Genomic DNA, 14,682 nt, shown 5'->3' on the forward strand with positions numbered 1-14,682 from the left:
GAAAGACAGATGACCAAGGCTTCACACTAGAATAAGAACAGGGGCCGACCGATAGGGGGCGGTCCCCTGAAGCATCAATCCGGGGGAACACCGCGTCATGGCCATTGCCACCGCCACCAAGAACACGCGCGCCGTGGGCGTTGCTCGTGCCCAAGTAAGCAAGCTCATATCCTACGACTGGACTGCCCTGGACAAGCGCGGCAAGCGCATGAAGGGAGAGATGCAGTCGAAGAACGCCGCGCTGGTCAAGGCGGAACTGCGTCGCCAGGGGATGAACCCCCAGACAGTACGCGAGAAGTCCAAGCCCCTGTTCGGCTCGGCCGGCAAGACGGTCAAGCCACGCGACGTCGCGATCTTCAGCCGCCAGATCGCCACCATGATGGCCTCGGGTGTGCCGATGGTCCAGGCTTTCGACATCATCATCGATGGCCAGAAGAACCCTCGCTTCAAGAACATCCTGATCGATGTGAAGACCGGTATCGAGGGCGGCTCGTCGCTGCACGAGGCCCTGGGCCAACACCCGGTGCAGTTCGATGAGCTCTACCGTAACCTGGTCCACGCGGGCGAGTCCGCCGGTGTACTGGATACGGTGCTCGACACGGTGGCGACCTATAAGGAGCGCATGGAGAGCATCAAGGCAAAGATCAAGAAGGCCTTGTTCTATCCGCTCATGGTGATGGTCGTTGCCCTGCTGGTCTCGTCGATCCTGCTGCTCTTCGTCGTTCCGGTGTTCCAGCAAACCTTCAAGGATGCTGGTGCCCAGCTTCCCGCTCCGACCCAGTTCGTGGTGTCGGCTTCGGAGTTCATGCAGGCGTACTGGTGGTTGGTATTGATCTCCATCGTCGGCGGCGTCACGGTCCTAATCCAGGGCAAGAAACGCTCCCCGAAGTTCGCCCATTTCCTCGAACGAGTCATGCTCCGACTGCCCGTCATGGGCGCCATCATGCATCAGTCGGCGATCGCCCGATTCGCGCGCACCCTCGGCGTGACCTTCCATGCGGGTGTGCCGCTGGTCGAGGCGCTGGAAGCGGTCGCCGGCGCGACGGGCAGTGTCATTTACGGCGAAGCCATCATGCAGATGCGCGACGACATCGCCGTGGGTCACCAGCTTCAGCTGGCCATGCGACAGACCAGCCTGTTCCCGAACATGGTGGTGCAGATGACGGCGATCGGCGAGGAGTCAGGCTCGCTCGACCACATGCTGTTCAAGGTGGCCGAGTTCTACGAAGAAGAAGTCAGCAACGCGGTGGACAACCTGGCCACGCTGCTCGAGCCCATGATCATGGTCATCCTCGGCGTCCTCGTCGGCGGCATGGTCATCTCCCTCTACCTGCCCATCTTCAAGCTGGCCGGTACGGTCTGACCTCTTCGCGCCCGCGCCATGCACAATAGGAACCCTTCGCCCTTGCGGGCGGAGGGTTTTTTCTTGGATCACGGATTGCCCATGCTCGATTTACCCCTTGCCCTCTGGATCGGTGTCGCCGGCGTCTTCGGCCTGCTGGTCGGCAGTTTCCTCAACGTGGTAATCCTGCGGGTGCCCGAGCGCATGCAGGCGGACTGGCGCAAGCAGGCGCGCGAGGTGCTCGAGATCGAGGCACCCGAGGAGCCGCGGCCGCCGGGGATCGTGGTCGAAGGCTCGCATTGCCCGAAGTGCAAGCACGCGCTTGCCGCCCGCGACAATATCCCGGTGTTCGGCTGGCTGTTGCTACGTGGCCGTTGCCGATACTGCCGTGAGCCGATCTCGGCGCAGTACCCGCTGGTGGAGCTGCTCACGGGACTGGCCAGCGCCGCCGTCGTCTGGCGGTTCGGGCCGACCATCGGGGCCCTCGCCGGCCTGGTGATGACGTACTTCCTGATCGCCTTGTCCGGCATCGACGCCCGCACCCAGTTCCTCCCGGACGAGCTCAACTACCCCCTGCTCTGGATCGGCCTGGGCCTGGCCCTGATCCCGGGCTGGCAAGCGCTGCCGGTATCGCCTTCCTCGGCCATCCTCGGCGCCCTGATCGGCTACCTCAGCCTGTGGAGTGTGTACTGGCTGTTCAAGCTGCTCACCGGCAAGGAAGGCATGGGTCACGGCGACTTCAAATTGCTCGCCGCGCTCGGCGCGTGGCTAGGCCCGGTGGCCTTGCTGCCGATCATCATGCTGTCGTCGCTGATCGGCGCGCTGGTCGGCGGGAGCCTGATGGTGTTCCGCAAGCATCAGCGCGAAGTACCGATTCCTTTCGGCCCTTATCTCGCGGCGGCCGGCTGGGTCTGGCTGATGTTCGGCGACTCGCTCCTCTCCGGCTACATGCACCTGACGGGGCTGCAATGAGCGCCTTCGTCGTCGCACTCACCGGTGGCGTAGCCTCGGGCAAGAGCGCGACGGAGCGCTGCTTCGAGGCCCTGGGTGTCCATGCCTACGACGCGGATGTCGCGGCGCGGGCCGTGGTCGAACCGGGATCGGAGGCGCTTGTGGAGATAGCTCGCGCCTTCGGTACGGACGCCCTGGACAGCGAAGGCCGGCTGGACCGGCCGGCCATGCGCAAGCGTGTCTTCGACAACCTGCTGGCCCGAACGACGCTGGAGGGCATTCTTCATCCGCGCATCCGCGCGTGGCTGCACGAAGCTGTCAACGCCGATAGCGGCCCTTACTGCATCCTGTCGATCCCGCTGCTGGTGGAGAATCGCGCCAACTACGAATGGGTCGACCGCGTGCTGGTGGTCGATGTGCCGGAGGCGGTGCAGATTGAACGGCTGACGCGGCGTGACGGTGTGGATGAGGAGCTGGCGCGGAAGATGATCGCGGCGCAGGCGTCGCGCGAAAGGCGGCTGGGGATCGCGGACGATGTGATCGTCAATGAGGGGAGCGAGGCGGAGCTGGCGGTGAAGGTGGGCGAGCTGCACCAACACTACCTGGCTTTGTGTGGGAGCCGCTTCAGCGGCGATGCTCTGCCTTGATGTAAGGGGCAATCGCCGCTGAAGCGGCTCCCACAAAAGTCAGACCAGGGAGGCGGCGGCGATGCGCTCGGCGACGAAGTCCTCGGCGACCATGGGGCGGCCGATGTGGTAGCCCTGTACGAGGTCGCAGTCCATCTCGACGAGGCGGCGCAGCGTCTCTTCGTTTTCCACGCCTTCAGCCACCGCTTCCAGGCCGAGGCGGTGAGCCACGTCGACCATCGCGCGGACGAGTAGCTCGGTGCGGCTGTCGCCGATCATGGCGTCGACGAAGCTGCGGTCGATCTTCAGCTCGGTGGCCGGGAAGTGGCGCAGGTAGGCGAACGAGGCGTAGCCCGTGCCGAAGTCGTCGATGGCCACGCGCACGCCCTGGTCGCGCAGGCGGCGCAGCACGCGCACGCTCATGTCGAGGTCGGTGAGCAGCGCGGTTTCGGTGATCTCGATGATCGCCGATTCCGGCGGGACGCCCCAGATTTCCAGCGCGCCGAGCATCTGTTCGGCGAAGCCCTGTTCGGCGAAGACCCGCGGGGAAAGATTGATCGCCACGTCCAGCGGGCAGCCGCCGCGATGCAGGGCGGCCGTATGACGCAGCGACGCGTGAAGGCTCCAGCGGGTCAGCTGCACGATGAGGTCGCTGCGCTCGGCGAAGGGAACAAAGTCGGCCGGGGCCACTTCCACGCCGGAACGCGTGCTCCAGCGCGCCAGCGATTCCACGCGGACCACTTCGCCCGTACGCAGGTCGCACAGTGGCTGGAAAGCCACGTGCAGCCGGTTGGCTTCGATGTCCTCGCGCAGTTCGCCGTAGAGGATTTCGATCGGCGTGGCGTCTTGCTGATAAACCGCGAACGGCTCGCCGATGCGTAGCGCCTCGTCATGCGCGAGCTCGGCACGCCGGTAGAGCAATTCCGCCGTGGTGCCGTGCTCGCCGTAGAGTGTCACGCCGATCACGGCGCGACCGTGCCAGGGACGCTCGCCGCGCAGCAGCGGGCTGTCGAAGGCACCGACGATACGCGTGGCGGCAAGCAGCGCATGCGTGCGGTTGCGGATGGCAGGCAGCACCGCGACGAAGGTGTCGTCACCGGCCACGAAGATCTTGTCCACGTGGCGCACGGCATCGACCATGCGCTCGCGGGCGGCAAGCATGACCTCGTTGCCGAAGTCGAAGCCGAAGCGCAGCTGTGCCTCGCGCATGCCCTGCAGGCGAATGACCAGCACCGCGCAAAGGCCGGCGTCGTTGACCGACCGGTCGAGGATGCCCTGAATAGCCGGCAGGATGTGCGACCGCTCGCTGGTCATGACAGAAAATACTCCCTCGGGTCGATACCGAAACTGCCGGCGGCCAGTGTGCGCAGGATCTCGCGCCGTACACCGTTGGTCTGGCGCATGAGATCCACGATCATGAAGTCATCGAGATGGCTCTTGTCCGTGCGGGAAAGCAGCGCCACGCGCGGCTGCAGGCGGCGTGCCTGGTTCTGCACCATGACGATGGCCACCTCGCCGGTGTTGAGCTCAACCAGCGAGCCGGTCGGATAGACGCCGAGGCAAGCCTGGAACTGCTCCACCAGTTCACCCTGGAACTCACGATCCCGACCGGAATAGAGCTGCCGGATCGCCAGGTGCTGGGACACCGCTGGCCGATAGGGCCGTGGCGTGGACATCGCATGGTAGGTGTCGATGATTGCAGCCATGCGTCCGGCCAGCGGGATGGCGGTGCCGGCCAGCCCCTGGGGGTAACCGCTGCCGTCGAAGCGCTCGTGATGGGTGAGCACCATGTCGCGGACTTCCGCATCGAGAACGCCGGAGTGATCGAGAATGGCCACGCCTTCGTTCACGTGCTGGCGGGCGAGCTCCCACTCGGCGTCGTTGAGCGGACCACCTCGCTCGAGCATCTCCTCGGGCAACTGCGACTTGCCCACGTCCATCAACAGGCCGCCGGCGGCGAGGCTGACGATGGCGTCGTCGGTGAAGCCCATGTGCCGGCCGAAGGCCGCCGCCAGCGTGCTGCAGCCGACGGCGTGCTGGTAGGTGTAGCTGTCGCGCTGGCGCAGGCTCTGCATCCAGAAAAAGGCGTCGCCGCTGCGCAGCACGCTCTCCACCATCGGCCGCACGGCATTTTCCACCGCGTCCGGATCGATCGGCCGGCCGGCCTGGATGTCTTCGACGATGCGCGCGGCGAAGCTGGCCACGGTATCGAAAGCCTCGCGGGCCCGCGGCATCTCGTCGTCGAAGGAAGCGGTGTCGCTGTAGCTATGCCGGGTGACCAGTCGCGTGTTCAGGACCGGGCGTACCTTGGCTGCCGTCGGCGCTGGCGCTGACGCGACTCCTGACACACGCGCCGGCGCGACGCGACGGTGCAGGTCGACGAAGACGTACTTGCAGATGCGCTGCAGGGACTCGATGTCCTCACGGGAGGTGATCGGCACCCCCTGCAACGGAAAGGGCGTGTCCGACCATTCACAATCGAGGCGGCTGACATACATGCCGATCTCCAGATCGGTCACGAAGACGCGTCTCTCCACCAGGTCGTACGCCACGTTTCCCCTGCCTCCGTCGATACTGCCAGCGCGGTGGGCAGTCTTGGTCAAACCGTCATTTTGCCGGATTCGTGCCGCGGCTGCCCGGCTCACGGTCGTCGGTCCTGTATCGACCGGATGTTTGTTAACTGTAGCGCTAGACCCTGTCAGTTTCCTTTGGTTCGCCCGGTCTTATCAGGCAGGCCCCCTCCTTCGGAGATCCGCATGAACCGCCGCTCCTTGTTTGTCCCCCTCCTGATCGCGCTCACGGCCTGCTCCGCAGCCTCGGCCCGCGACGAGGGTGTACACCTGCCCGCCCCCACCGTCGACGCGGCTGCCGCGCCGGGCGAGGCCACCGCCGTATTCGCCGGCGGGTGCTTCTGGGGCGTCGAAGGCGTCTTCCAGCACGTCCGCGGCGTTAAGAGCGTCCGTAACGGCTATGCCGGCGGTGATGCCGCCCATGCCAACTACGATGACGTAAGCGAGGGTGATACCGGCCACGCCGAGTCGGTGCGCGTGGTCTACGACCCGGCCCAGGTTACCTATGGGCAACTGCTGCAGGTGTTCTTCTCGGTCGCCCAGGACCCCACCCTGCTGAACCGCCAGGGGCCGGACTCGGGCACGCAGTACCGCTCGGCGGTGTTTTTCGCCACGCCGGAGCAGAAGAAGGTGGCCGACGCTTATGTGGCCCAGCTGACGGCGGCGCATGCGTTTTCCGCCCCGATCGTGACCCAGGTGACGCCGTTGAAGGCCTTTTATCCGGCTGAGGACTATCACCAGGATTACATGCGGTTGAACCCGGATGCGATGTATATCGCGGTGAATGACCGGCCGAAGGTGCTGGCGCTGGAGCGGATTTATCCGGAGCGGTATACCGCTGCCTGGGCTAATGGGCGGTGAGGCTAGCACCCCTTCGCCGCTGAAGCGGCTCCCACAAGGAGCTGAGGTTCCGGTCTCTGGGAACCCGCTTTCTGTGGGAGCCCACTTTCTGTGGGAGCCCGCTTTCTGTGGGAGCCCGCTTTCTGTGGGAGCCCGCTTTCTGTGGGAGCCCGCTTTCTGTGGGAGCCCGCTTTCTGTGGGAGCCGATTCATCGGCGATGCTCTTACCCGATGATCGACACCGTCACCCGATCATCGGCAGATTCAACCCCTGCTCCTGCGCACACGCAATCGCATCCTCATACCCCGCATCCGCGTGGCGCATGACGCCGGTGCCGGGGTCATTCCACAACACTCGCGCGAGGCGCTTGTCCGCCGCCTCGGTGCCGTCGGCCACGATAACGACGCCGCTGTGCTGGCTGTAACCCATGCCTACGCCGCCGCCATGGTGCAGGCTGACCCAGGTGGCGCCGCCGGCCACGTTGAGCATGGCGTTGAGCAGCGGCCAGTCGCTGACCGCGTCGCTGCCGTCGCGCATGGACTCGGTTTCGCGGTTGGGACTGGCGACCGAGCCGGAATCCAGATGGTCGCGGCCGATCACGATGGGCGCCTTGAGCTCGCCGTTGCGAACCATTTCGTTGAAAGCCAGGGCGAGGCGATGACGCTGACCCAGACCCACCCAGCAGATGCGCGCCGGAAGACCCTGGAAGCTGATCCGCTCGCGGGCCATGTCGAGCCAGCGGTGCAGGTGCGGATCGTCGGGGATCAGCTCCTTCACCTTGGCGTCAGTCTTGTAGATGTCTTCCGGATCGCCGGATAGTGCGACCCAGCGGAACGGCCCCACGCCGCGGCAAAACAGCGGGCGCACGAAGGCCGGCACGAAACCCGGGAACGCAAAGGCCTCGACCAGACCCTCATCCTTGGCCATCTGGCGGATGTTGTTGCCGTAGTCGAAGGTGGGCACGCCCATGGCATGGAAGGCGAGCATCGCCTCGACGTGCTTGCGCATGGAAACCTTGGCCGCGTGTGAGGTGCCCGCGGGATCGGACTTGCGGCGCTCGAACCATTCTTCCACCGTCCAGCCCGACGGCAGGTAGCCGTTGACAGGGTCGTGCGCGCTGGTCTGGTCGGTAACGGCATCCGGACGGACACCGCGGCGAACCAGTTCCGGCAGCACGTCGGCAGCGTTGCCGAGCAGGGCCACCGAGACGGCGCGACCTTCCTTCGCATAACGATCCAGACGTGCCAGCGCGTCATCGAGATCCGTCGCCTGTTCATCGACGTAACGCGTCTTCAGGCGGAAATCGATACGGCTCTGCTGGCATTCGATGGTCAGCGACGAGGCACCGGCCAGGCTCGCGGCCAGCGGCTGCGCGCCGCCCATGCCGCCCAGGCCGGCGGTGAGGATCCAGCGGCCGGCGAGGCTGCCACCGTAATGCTGGCGGCCCATCTCGACGAAGGTTTCATACGTGCCCTGCACGATGCCCTGCGAGCCAATGTAAATCCACGAGCCGGCCGTCATCTGGCCGTACATCATCAGGCCCTTGCGATCGAGCTCGTTGAAGTGTTCCCAGTTCGCCCAGGCCGGCACGAGGTTGGAATTGGCCAGCAGCACGCGCGGCGCGTCCGGATGCGACGGGAACACGCCGACCGGCTTGCCGGACTGGATGAGCAGCGTTTCGTCGTCGCGCAGTTCGCGCAGGGCGCGAAGGATGGCGTCGAAGCATTCCCAGTTGCGTGCGGCACGGCCGATGCCGCCATAGACGACGAGTTCGGCCGGATTCTCGGCCACCTCGGGGTCGAGGTTGTTCTGCAGCATGCGGAACGGCGCTTCCGTGAGCCAGCTGCGGCAGGTGAGTTCGGCGCCGCGCGGTGCGCGGACGGTGCGGGTCGTGTCGATGCGCGTAAAGGCCGTCATCGGGGAGGCTCCGTCGATCCAGGGGAATCGCCGATTATGGGCTTGCGGTGCGGCGCCTCGCCAGCCGCGTCGCAACAAACAACGCGTTAGTGCCCCGCTGAGCCCGCATTGGCAGGGGTGGCCCGCTGCGCCGCATCGCGTACCCTGGGATCGGCCTGGGCACGACGCACCGTGGCGTCCTGCTGGGCCTGGTAGCTCTGCTGTTGGGCGCGATCGGCGTTGTCCAGCTGGCTGCGCAGGGCCGGATCGGTCGCCGTGCTGCGTTGCTGGTTCATGTTGTTCTGGCGCAGCTGCTGCTGAACCGCGTTCTGGTTCTGCTGGTTGATCACCTGTTGGCGATTCACCTGGCGCTGGAACTGCTGGTTTGGCGGGGGCGTCGCTACGACCGGCCGTGCGACCGGCGCGGGGGTCGCGGGCCGGGCCGCAGGTGCGGGCTTGGCCGGTGTCGATGTCTGCGCGACCGAGGTCAACGGCAGCGCGACCGCAAGAAGAAAGAGCAGGAACTTATGAGATGAATTGGTCATGGGACTCGTCCATCATAGGCGGATTGCCTTGATAAACAGAGCCTACGTCGTCCCTCATGAACGCCACGTCGTCCACGCTGCCGCGCGTCTTCATCGCGCTTTTCGCGGTGGTCCTGGCCGGTTGCGCCACGCGCCCCGCCAAGCCCGCCACTCCACCCGTCGCGTCCGTGCTTCTGGTCTCGATCGATGCGTTCCGACCCGATTACCTGGACCGCGGCCTGACACCGAACCTGGTCGCCATCGTCGCCGACGGCGCGCGCGCCCGATACATGCTGCCCTCGTTCCCTTCGCTGACTTTCCCCAACCACTACACGCTGGTGACCGGCCGCGTGCCCGACCGCAACGGCATCGTGAACAACACGATGCAGGACCCGGTACTGGGCAAGTTCAGCCTGTCCAATCATGCCGCGACCAGTGATGGCCGCTGGTGGGCGGACGCCGAGCCGATCTGGGTGACCGCACAGAAGCATGGCCTGCATACGGCAACCATGTTCTGGCCCGGCACCGAGGCCGAGATTCATGGCGTGCGTCCCGATCACTGGATTCCCTTCGACGATTCGCTTACCTCACGGCAGCGCGTGGACAAGCTGCTCTCGTGGATCGACGAGCCGGGCCCGAAGCCGGCCTTCGACACCCTGTATTTCGACAGCGTGGACCATGCCGGTCATGAGCACGGGCCGGATTCCGCCGAGCTGAACGCCGCGCTTGGCGACGTCGACGACGCGATCGGTTACCTCGTGACGCAGCTGCGCCAGCGTGGCCTCTACGACCGCATGAACCTGGTGATCGTGTCTGACCACGGCATGGCTTACGTGCCCAAGGGCAACATCGTCTTTGCCGACGATGCCACCGATCTCAACGCCCTCGACGCGGTGTCTTACGGCGTCATGGCCACGTTCAACCCGAAGCCGGGCGTGGACACGGGAGCGGCCGTTGCGCGACTGCTCGGCCCGCACGAGCACATGCATTGCTACCGCAAGCAGGACCTGCCCAGGCGCCTCGACTACGGCACCCATCCGCGCGTACCGGCATTCGAATGCCTGGCCGATACGGGTTGGTCGATCATCAGCCGCGCGGTCCTCGCCAAACGCAAGGATCCGATGTCGATGGGCGAGCACGGCTACGACAATCTGGACCCCGCCATGCGCGCTCTGTTCGTCGCACACGGGCCGGCGTTTGCGCGCGGAGTCACCGTCGCCCCCTTCCCCAACGTGGACGTGTATCCACTGCTGATGGGCCTGCTGCGCCTGCCGGCGCAGCCCAACGACGGTCATATCGAGGATGTGAAGGGTCTGCTGGCTCCGGGGCAAATCCCGTAGAATCGGGGTATGCGCCAGATATATACCTCACCCCGCCCGGAAAACATCGACCGGATCGTGTCGCTCCTCACCGAGCACGACATCGAGACGACCGTCACCAACCGGTCGACCTGGAATCGCCCGACCTACCAGCGCTTCAGCTATTCGCAGCGCAACGACAACCGCGATTCGTGGCCGCAGGTATGGGTCAAGAGCGCCGACGACTTCCCCAAGGCCCGCGCCTTGCTGAAGGACATCGGCATCGAGCCGGTGGTGCGTTTCCAGGAAGAACTGCAGATGCACCGCTCACCGGACCTGCGGCCCAAGCCGCAGCGCACGGCGGCCCGCGTACGCCTGATGGCCCTGGCCATCGTCGCCGGTGTGGTGGTGGTTGTCGTGCTCAAGGCCGTCCAGGTGCTCTGAATGGACGGCGCCGTCGGTTTGACGCCCGCCCATCTTCTCCTCCGCGAAGCGACCCGGGATGCCCATGAGGCTGCCGAGGCGACGGCTGGCATGCGTTTGCTGCTTGCCGGTGAGCTGGATGAATCCGGTTATGCCGGGTTGTTGCGGGCGCAGCTTGGGTTGTTTCGTGAGTGGGAAGCCGAGCGAGGCGGTTGGCTGGAGGCGTTAACAGAGTGGCGTTATGTTTCGCGGGCTTCGTTGATCAAGGCAGATCTCTGTACGAGCCGCTGTGGGAGCCGCTGTGGGAGCCGCTTCAGCGGCGATACGGCGCGCGACAACGGCACCTACCTCGCTGCAACGCCTTTCGCCGCTGAAGCGGCTCCCACAATTGCCGCTGAAGCGGCTCCCACAGGGCACAGCGCGGCAGCCTGGGGCGAGCTCTACGTCATCGAAGGCTCCGCCCTCGGCGGCCGCGTGATCGTCCGCCGCCTCCGCGAGCTCTACCCCCAGCTTCCGCACCATTTCTACGCGATCGGCGAAAACGCTCCCGCCAGTTGGCGGCGTTTCCAGTCCCTGCTCGACCACGCACTCCCCGACGAAGCCTCCCAGGAAGCTGCCGTCCACGCCGCGCGGCGGATGTTCGCGCGCTTTCAACAGACGCTGAAGGATCCTGCGCCCCATGACTGACCTGCCCGACCTGACCGCCTGCGACCGCGAACCCATCCACATTCCGGGCTCGATCCAGCCGCACGGTGTCCTGATCGTGGTGGACGCGCGTACGCGCGCCATACTGCAGGTGAGCGAAAATGCCGCCGATGTGCTCGGCGTTGAACCGGCATTCTTGCTCGACGCCCCGTTGAACGAAGTCGTCTCGCTCCCGGCAGATCTGTTCGACGACGACGAGTGCCCTGCGCACAGCCCCTGGGTGCCGGTGACCTTCCCCAATGCCACGAAGCCGTCCGGGTGGTACGCCTCGGTACACGCTTACGACACGCGCTGGATGATCGAGATCGAGCCGCACGTGAGCTACTTCGAAGACGACCCCTACCGTGTGGGCTTCGACCTCACGCACCGGCTAGAGCTCGATCCCACCGTGGAACGCGCCGCCGCGCGCGTGGCCCGTGCCGTACGCAACCTGCTCGGCTACGACCGCGTCATGGTCTATCGCTTCGATCACGACTGGCACGGCGAAGTCGTGGCGGAAGCGCGCCAGGAAGGCCTCGAAGCCTACCTCGGCCTGCACTACCCAGCCACGGACATTCCCGTGCAGGCGCGAGCGCTCTACCTGCGCAACCGCGTCCGCCAGATCAGCGATTGCCGCTACGTGCCGGCGCGCCTCCTTCCGGCCTACGATCCGGAAACCTCAGCGGCAACGGACCTCAGCGACGTGTCGCTGCGCAGCGTGTCGCCGGTACATCTCGAATATCTCGGGAACATGGGCGTTACCGGCACCCTGGTGGCGTCGATCATCACCAACGGCAAGCTGTGGGGCCTGATCTCCTGCCACCACTACAGCCCCTTCTTCGCCGACCACCGCATGCGCGAAGTAGCCGATGCCGTGGCACGGGCCTTCGCCTCGCGCGTGGCCGCGATCGACGAACTGACGAAGATCGAAGGCGAGAGCGTTTTGCTCACGGTGCGCGAAAAACTGATCACCGCCTTCAATGAGCGCGACAGGATCGATCCGGATCTTCTCGCCTCGCTGGCGCCGGAGTTGCTTGAAGTGGTGGATGCGGACGGCATCGCCATCTTCGCCGGCAATCGCGTGATGCGTCACGGCCAGCTTCCGGACGAAGCGACCTTGCTGCGCATTCGTGACTTCGTCGGCAGAGGTGTCGCCGGGGACGTCGACGGCATCACCGGTGTCCTGCATACCGACCAGATCGGCGCGCGCTATCCCGAGTTGTCCGACCCCGCGATGACGAGCCTGGCGGCAGGCATCATCTTCATGCCGTTGCAGTCGGACGCGCACAATGCCGTCGTATGGACACGTGCCGAGCAGGTGCGCAATGTGCGCTGGGCCGGCAACCCCAACCTCGCCAAGCTGGAGAATTACCCCGGCGCGCGCCTGTCGCCGCGGCAGAGCTTTGCCAGCTGGCAGGAAAACGTTCGCGGTCGCTCGCGCCCCTGGTCGCGACTGCACCTGGAGTCCGCGCGGGGCCTGCGAGTGCTCATCGAGATGATGGAGCGCAAGTACTACCAGCAGAGCTTTGCCCTGATGCGCGCCTCGCTGGCCCGCCTGCCCGACCCCATCGTCATCACCGACGCATCGCAGGACGACTGGCGCGACTGCATCGTCGTATTCGTCAACGACGCCTTCGTGCACAAGACCCACCGCAGTGCCGAGAGTGTCACCGGGCTTCCCATGACAGCCCTGCTCGGCGAAAGCGCCGACGCGGTGACCGTATCCCTGCGCCATTCCGATGGATCGCTGCTGAGAAGCCGCGTAGAACTGGAACCGGTAGCGGACTCAGTCGGCAGCATCACCCACTGGATGTCCGTCTTCCATTTCGGGCCCTGAGGTCAGAAGGCCAGGCAGGTCTTGTGTGGGAGCCGCTTCAGCGGCGATAGGGTGCTCGCGGCACCCCGACCCGCTGCCGCGGGATCGCCGATGAATCGGCTCCCACAAGATAGCCCAGCCCGCGATGACGCCGACCGCCCTTCAGCGCTATAACATCCCCATGACCGACCGAGTCCGCCTGTTCCAGACCCTGCCGCACACCTGCGGCTATTTCGCCGAGCGGACGGCGCAAAACCTCGTGGTCGACCCAGGCGCGCCCAATCTCGACAAACTCTACGGCCCAGCGCTCGCAAAAGGCTTCCGCCGCGCCGGCGGCCACCTCTACCTGCCGCAATGCGCCGCCTGCCAGGCTTGCGTGCCCTGCCGCATCGACGTGGAGCGTTTCGCGCCGGACCGCGCCCAGCGGCGCTGCCTCAACCGCAACGCTGACCTGACCATACGAGAAGGCATCCCCGGCTTCACCCCCGAGCGGCACGAACTCTACGAGCGCTACCTGCGTGCGCGTCACAGCGGAGGCGGCATGGATACGGCCGATGCCGAGGACTTCCAACGTTTCCTCGCGGCACCGTGGAGCCCCACGCTGTTCCTCGAGTACTACCTCGGCGACCAGTTGCTCGGTGTCGCCGTGACCGACATTGCCCTTGCCGGCGTTTCGGCCGTCTATACGTTTTTTGACCCGGATGAGGAAGCGCGTGGCCTCGGCACGTTCGGCATCCTGCAGCAGGTGGCGTTGGCGAAGCGTCGTGGCATTCCGTATGTGTATCTTGGTTTCTGGATTGCCGGGCATCCGAAGATGGATTACAAGCGGCGGTTCAGGCCGCTGGAGATTCGGCGACATGGGCGTTGGATTGAGATGCCTTGAGCCGTCACAATCGGCGTTTACACCAACACCGGAACCCCCATGGGCCCGCGCCGCATCGTCTGCCTCACCGAAGAACCGACCGAGACCCTCTACCTTCTGGGTGAGCAGGACCGCATCGTAGGAATCAGCGGCTTCACCGTGCGGCCCACCGAGGCGCGCCGCGACAAGCCCAAGGTCAGCGCATTCACCAGCGCCAAGGTCGACAAGATCCTCGCCCTGAAGCCCGATCTCGCCATCGGCTTTTCGGACATCCAGGCCGATATCGCGCAGGCGCTCATCAAGGCCGGCGTGGAAGTGTGGATTTCCAACCATCGCAGCGTCGAAGGCATCCTCGAATACGTTCGCCGGCTCGGGGCGATGGTTGGTGTGGCGGATAAAGCCGAGAGACTGGCGGCCACGCTGGAACGCGGCCTCGATGAAACACGCGAAGCATCCGCCCGCCTGCCTCGCCGGCCGCGCGTGTACTTCGAGGAATGGGACGAGCCGATGATCTCTGGCATTCGGTGGGTGTCCGAGCTGGTCGGCATCGCCGGTGGTGATGACGTGCTGCCGGGTCGCGCGGTGCAGTCTTTAGCGAAGGACCGGATCATCGCTGACGCGCAGGAAGTGATCGACACGGCGCCGGACATCATCATCGGGTCCTGGTGTGGGAAGCGCTTTCGTCCCGAACAGGTGGCTGCGCGCGCTGGGTGGGAGAAGGTGCCGGCGATTCGTGATGGGCAGCTGTACGAGGTGAAGTCGCCGCTGATTCTTCAGCCGGGGCCGGCTGCGCTGACCGATGGGCTGGGGGAGTTGCGACGGATTATTCATGGGTGGGCGGGTAGGTAAC

The 14,682-nt window shown here is 65.5% G+C and carries 14 protein-coding genes; 10 read left to right on the forward strand and 4 right to left on the reverse strand.

The features are described 5' to 3' along the window. Window positions 1-97: 97 nt before the first annotated feature. From C8J98_RS18625 to coaE, 3 genes are all read left to right on the forward strand, one after another. On the forward strand, window positions 98-1,363 hold the full coding sequence (locus tag C8J98_RS18625) for a type II secretion system F family protein (RefSeq protein WP_107914826.1): 1,266 nt from the start codon (window positions 98-100) through the stop codon (window positions 1,361-1,363). 81 nt (window positions 1,364-1,444) lie between these two features. Continuing rightward, window positions 1,445-2,314, forward strand: a complete 870-nt coding sequence (locus tag C8J98_RS18630; protein ID WP_107914828.1) for an A24 family peptidase — start codon at window positions 1,445-1,447, stop codon at window positions 2,312-2,314. Further along, the gene (coaE, locus tag C8J98_RS18635; protein WP_107914830.1) at window positions 2,311-2,940 is read left to right on the forward strand and encodes a dephospho-CoA kinase; all 630 of its coding nucleotides are present in this window, start codon (window positions 2,311-2,313) and stop codon (window positions 2,938-2,940) included. Before C8J98_RS18630 ends, coaE begins: the two co-directional genes overlap by 4 nt. Before the next feature lie 39 nt (window positions 2,941-2,979). On the opposite strand, the gene C8J98_RS18640 is transcribed toward coaE, so the two are convergent. Together C8J98_RS18640 and C8J98_RS18645 are read right to left on the reverse strand one after the other, a co-directional pair. Beyond that, window positions 2,980-4,233 carry a GGDEF domain-containing phosphodiesterase gene (locus C8J98_RS18640; protein ID WP_107914832.1) on the reverse strand — a complete coding sequence of 418 codons (1,254 nt, stop codon included), beginning with the start codon at window positions 4,231-4,233 and terminating at the stop codon, window positions 2,980-2,982. Further along, window positions 4,230-5,471, reverse strand: a complete 1,242-nt coding sequence (locus C8J98_RS18645; protein ID WP_107914834.1) for an HD-GYP domain-containing protein — start codon at window positions 5,469-5,471, stop codon at window positions 4,230-4,232. The genes C8J98_RS18640 and C8J98_RS18645 overlap by 4 nt, the downstream gene beginning before the upstream one ends. Window positions 5,472-5,675: 204 nt before the next feature. Here C8J98_RS18645 and msrA point away from each other — a divergent pair, with 204 nt between their 5' ends. Then, window positions 5,676-6,350: a peptide-methionine (S)-S-oxide reductase MsrA gene (gene msrA / locus C8J98_RS18650; RefSeq protein ID WP_107914836.1), complete on the forward strand. Its 675-nt coding sequence runs from the start codon at window positions 5,676-5,678 to the stop codon at window positions 6,348-6,350. A 222-nt stretch (window positions 6,351-6,572) separates the two neighbouring features. Here the strand turns inward: msrA and hutU are convergent, their stop codons facing one another. Further along, window positions 6,573-8,246 (reverse strand): urocanate hydratase, encoded by a 1,674-nt coding sequence (hutU, locus tag C8J98_RS18655; protein ID WP_107914838.1) that lies wholly within the window; start codon window positions 8,244-8,246, stop codon window positions 6,573-6,575. Between the two features lie 86 nt (window positions 8,247-8,332). Beyond that, window positions 8,333-8,770, reverse strand: coding sequence for a hypothetical protein (locus C8J98_RS18660; RefSeq protein ID WP_107914840.1), 438 nt, complete (start codon window positions 8,768-8,770; stop codon window positions 8,333-8,335). 56 nt (window positions 8,771-8,826) lie between these two features. Here C8J98_RS18660 and C8J98_RS18665 point away from each other — a divergent pair, with 56 nt between their 5' ends. The 6 genes from C8J98_RS18665 (at window position 8,827) to C8J98_RS18690 (ending at window position 14,681) form a co-directional block, all read left to right on the forward strand. Then, window positions 8,827-10,089, forward strand: a complete 1,263-nt coding sequence (locus tag C8J98_RS18665; RefSeq protein WP_107914842.1) for an ectonucleotide pyrophosphatase/phosphodiesterase — start codon at window positions 8,827-8,829, stop codon at window positions 10,087-10,089. Between the two features lie 9 nt (window positions 10,090-10,098). Next, window positions 10,099-10,491 (forward strand): DUF2007 domain-containing protein, encoded by a 393-nt coding sequence (locus tag C8J98_RS18670; RefSeq protein WP_107914844.1) that lies wholly within the window; start codon window positions 10,099-10,101, stop codon window positions 10,489-10,491. Further along, window positions 10,492-11,157 (forward strand): biliverdin-producing heme oxygenase, encoded by a 666-nt coding sequence (locus tag C8J98_RS18675; RefSeq protein ID WP_107914846.1) that lies wholly within the window; start codon window positions 10,492-10,494, stop codon window positions 11,155-11,157. It begins immediately after the preceding gene. Further along, entirely contained in the window at window positions 11,150-12,991 is a 1,842-nt protein-coding gene (locus C8J98_RS18680; protein ID WP_233260291.1) for a GAF domain-containing protein, read from the forward strand. The genes C8J98_RS18675 and C8J98_RS18680 overlap by 8 nt, the downstream gene beginning before the upstream one ends. A 124-nt stretch (window positions 12,992-13,115) precedes the next feature. After that, on the forward strand, window positions 13,116-13,853 hold the full coding sequence (locus C8J98_RS18685) for an arginyltransferase (RefSeq protein WP_233260292.1): 738 nt from the start codon (window positions 13,116-13,118) through the stop codon (window positions 13,851-13,853). 39 nt (window positions 13,854-13,892) lie between these two features. Then, window positions 13,893-14,681: a cobalamin-binding protein gene (locus C8J98_RS18690; protein WP_107914850.1), complete on the forward strand. Its 789-nt coding sequence runs from the start codon at window positions 13,893-13,895 to the stop codon at window positions 14,679-14,681. Window position 14,682 lies beyond the last annotated feature (1 nt).

Source organism: Luteibacter sp. OK325 (genome assembly GCF_003050935.1).
GTDB lineage: Bacteria > Pseudomonadota > Gammaproteobacteria > Xanthomonadales > Rhodanobacteraceae > Luteibacter.

What these genes read in the sequence shown, in the direction of transcription:
- C8J98_RS18690 (WP_107914850.1), top strand. Translation starts at nt 13,893, where the DNA reads ATGGGCCCGCGCCGCATCGTCTGCCTCACCGAAGAACCGACCGAGACC.
- hutU (WP_107914838.1), bottom strand. Translation starts at nt 8,246, where the DNA reads ATGACGGCCTTTACGCGCATCGACACGACCCGCACCGTCCGCGCACCG.
- msrA (WP_107914836.1), top strand. Translation starts at nt 5,676, where the DNA reads ATGAACCGCCGCTCCTTGTTTGTCCCCCTCCTGATCGCGCTCACGGCC.
- C8J98_RS18685 (WP_233260292.1), top strand. Translation starts at nt 13,116, where the DNA reads ATGACGCCGACCGCCCTTCAGCGCTATAACATCCCCATGACCGACCGA.
- coaE (WP_107914830.1), top strand. Translation starts at nt 2,311, where the DNA reads ATGAGCGCCTTCGTCGTCGCACTCACCGGTGGCGTAGCCTCGGGCAAG.
- C8J98_RS18665 (WP_107914842.1), top strand. Translation starts at nt 8,827, where the DNA reads ATGAACGCCACGTCGTCCACGCTGCCGCGCGTCTTCATCGCGCTTTTC.
- C8J98_RS18680 (WP_233260291.1), top strand. Translation starts at nt 11,150, where the DNA reads ATGACTGACCTGCCCGACCTGACCGCCTGCGACCGCGAACCCATCCAC.
- C8J98_RS18640 (WP_107914832.1), bottom strand. Translation starts at nt 4,233, where the DNA reads ATGACCAGCGAGCGGTCGCACATCCTGCCGGCTATTCAGGGCATCCTC.
- C8J98_RS18660 (WP_107914840.1), bottom strand. Translation starts at nt 8,770, where the DNA reads ATGACCAATTCATCTCATAAGTTCCTGCTCTTTCTTCTTGCGGTCGCG.
- C8J98_RS18670 (WP_107914844.1), top strand. Translation starts at nt 10,099, where the DNA reads ATGCGCCAGATATATACCTCACCCCGCCCGGAAAACATCGACCGGATC.
- C8J98_RS18625 (WP_107914826.1), top strand. Translation starts at nt 98, where the DNA reads ATGGCCATTGCCACCGCCACCAAGAACACGCGCGCCGTGGGCGTTGCT.
- C8J98_RS18630 (WP_107914828.1), top strand. Translation starts at nt 1,445, where the DNA reads ATGCTCGATTTACCCCTTGCCCTCTGGATCGGTGTCGCCGGCGTCTTC.
- C8J98_RS18675 (WP_107914846.1), top strand. Translation starts at nt 10,492, where the DNA reads ATGGACGGCGCCGTCGGTTTGACGCCCGCCCATCTTCTCCTCCGCGAA.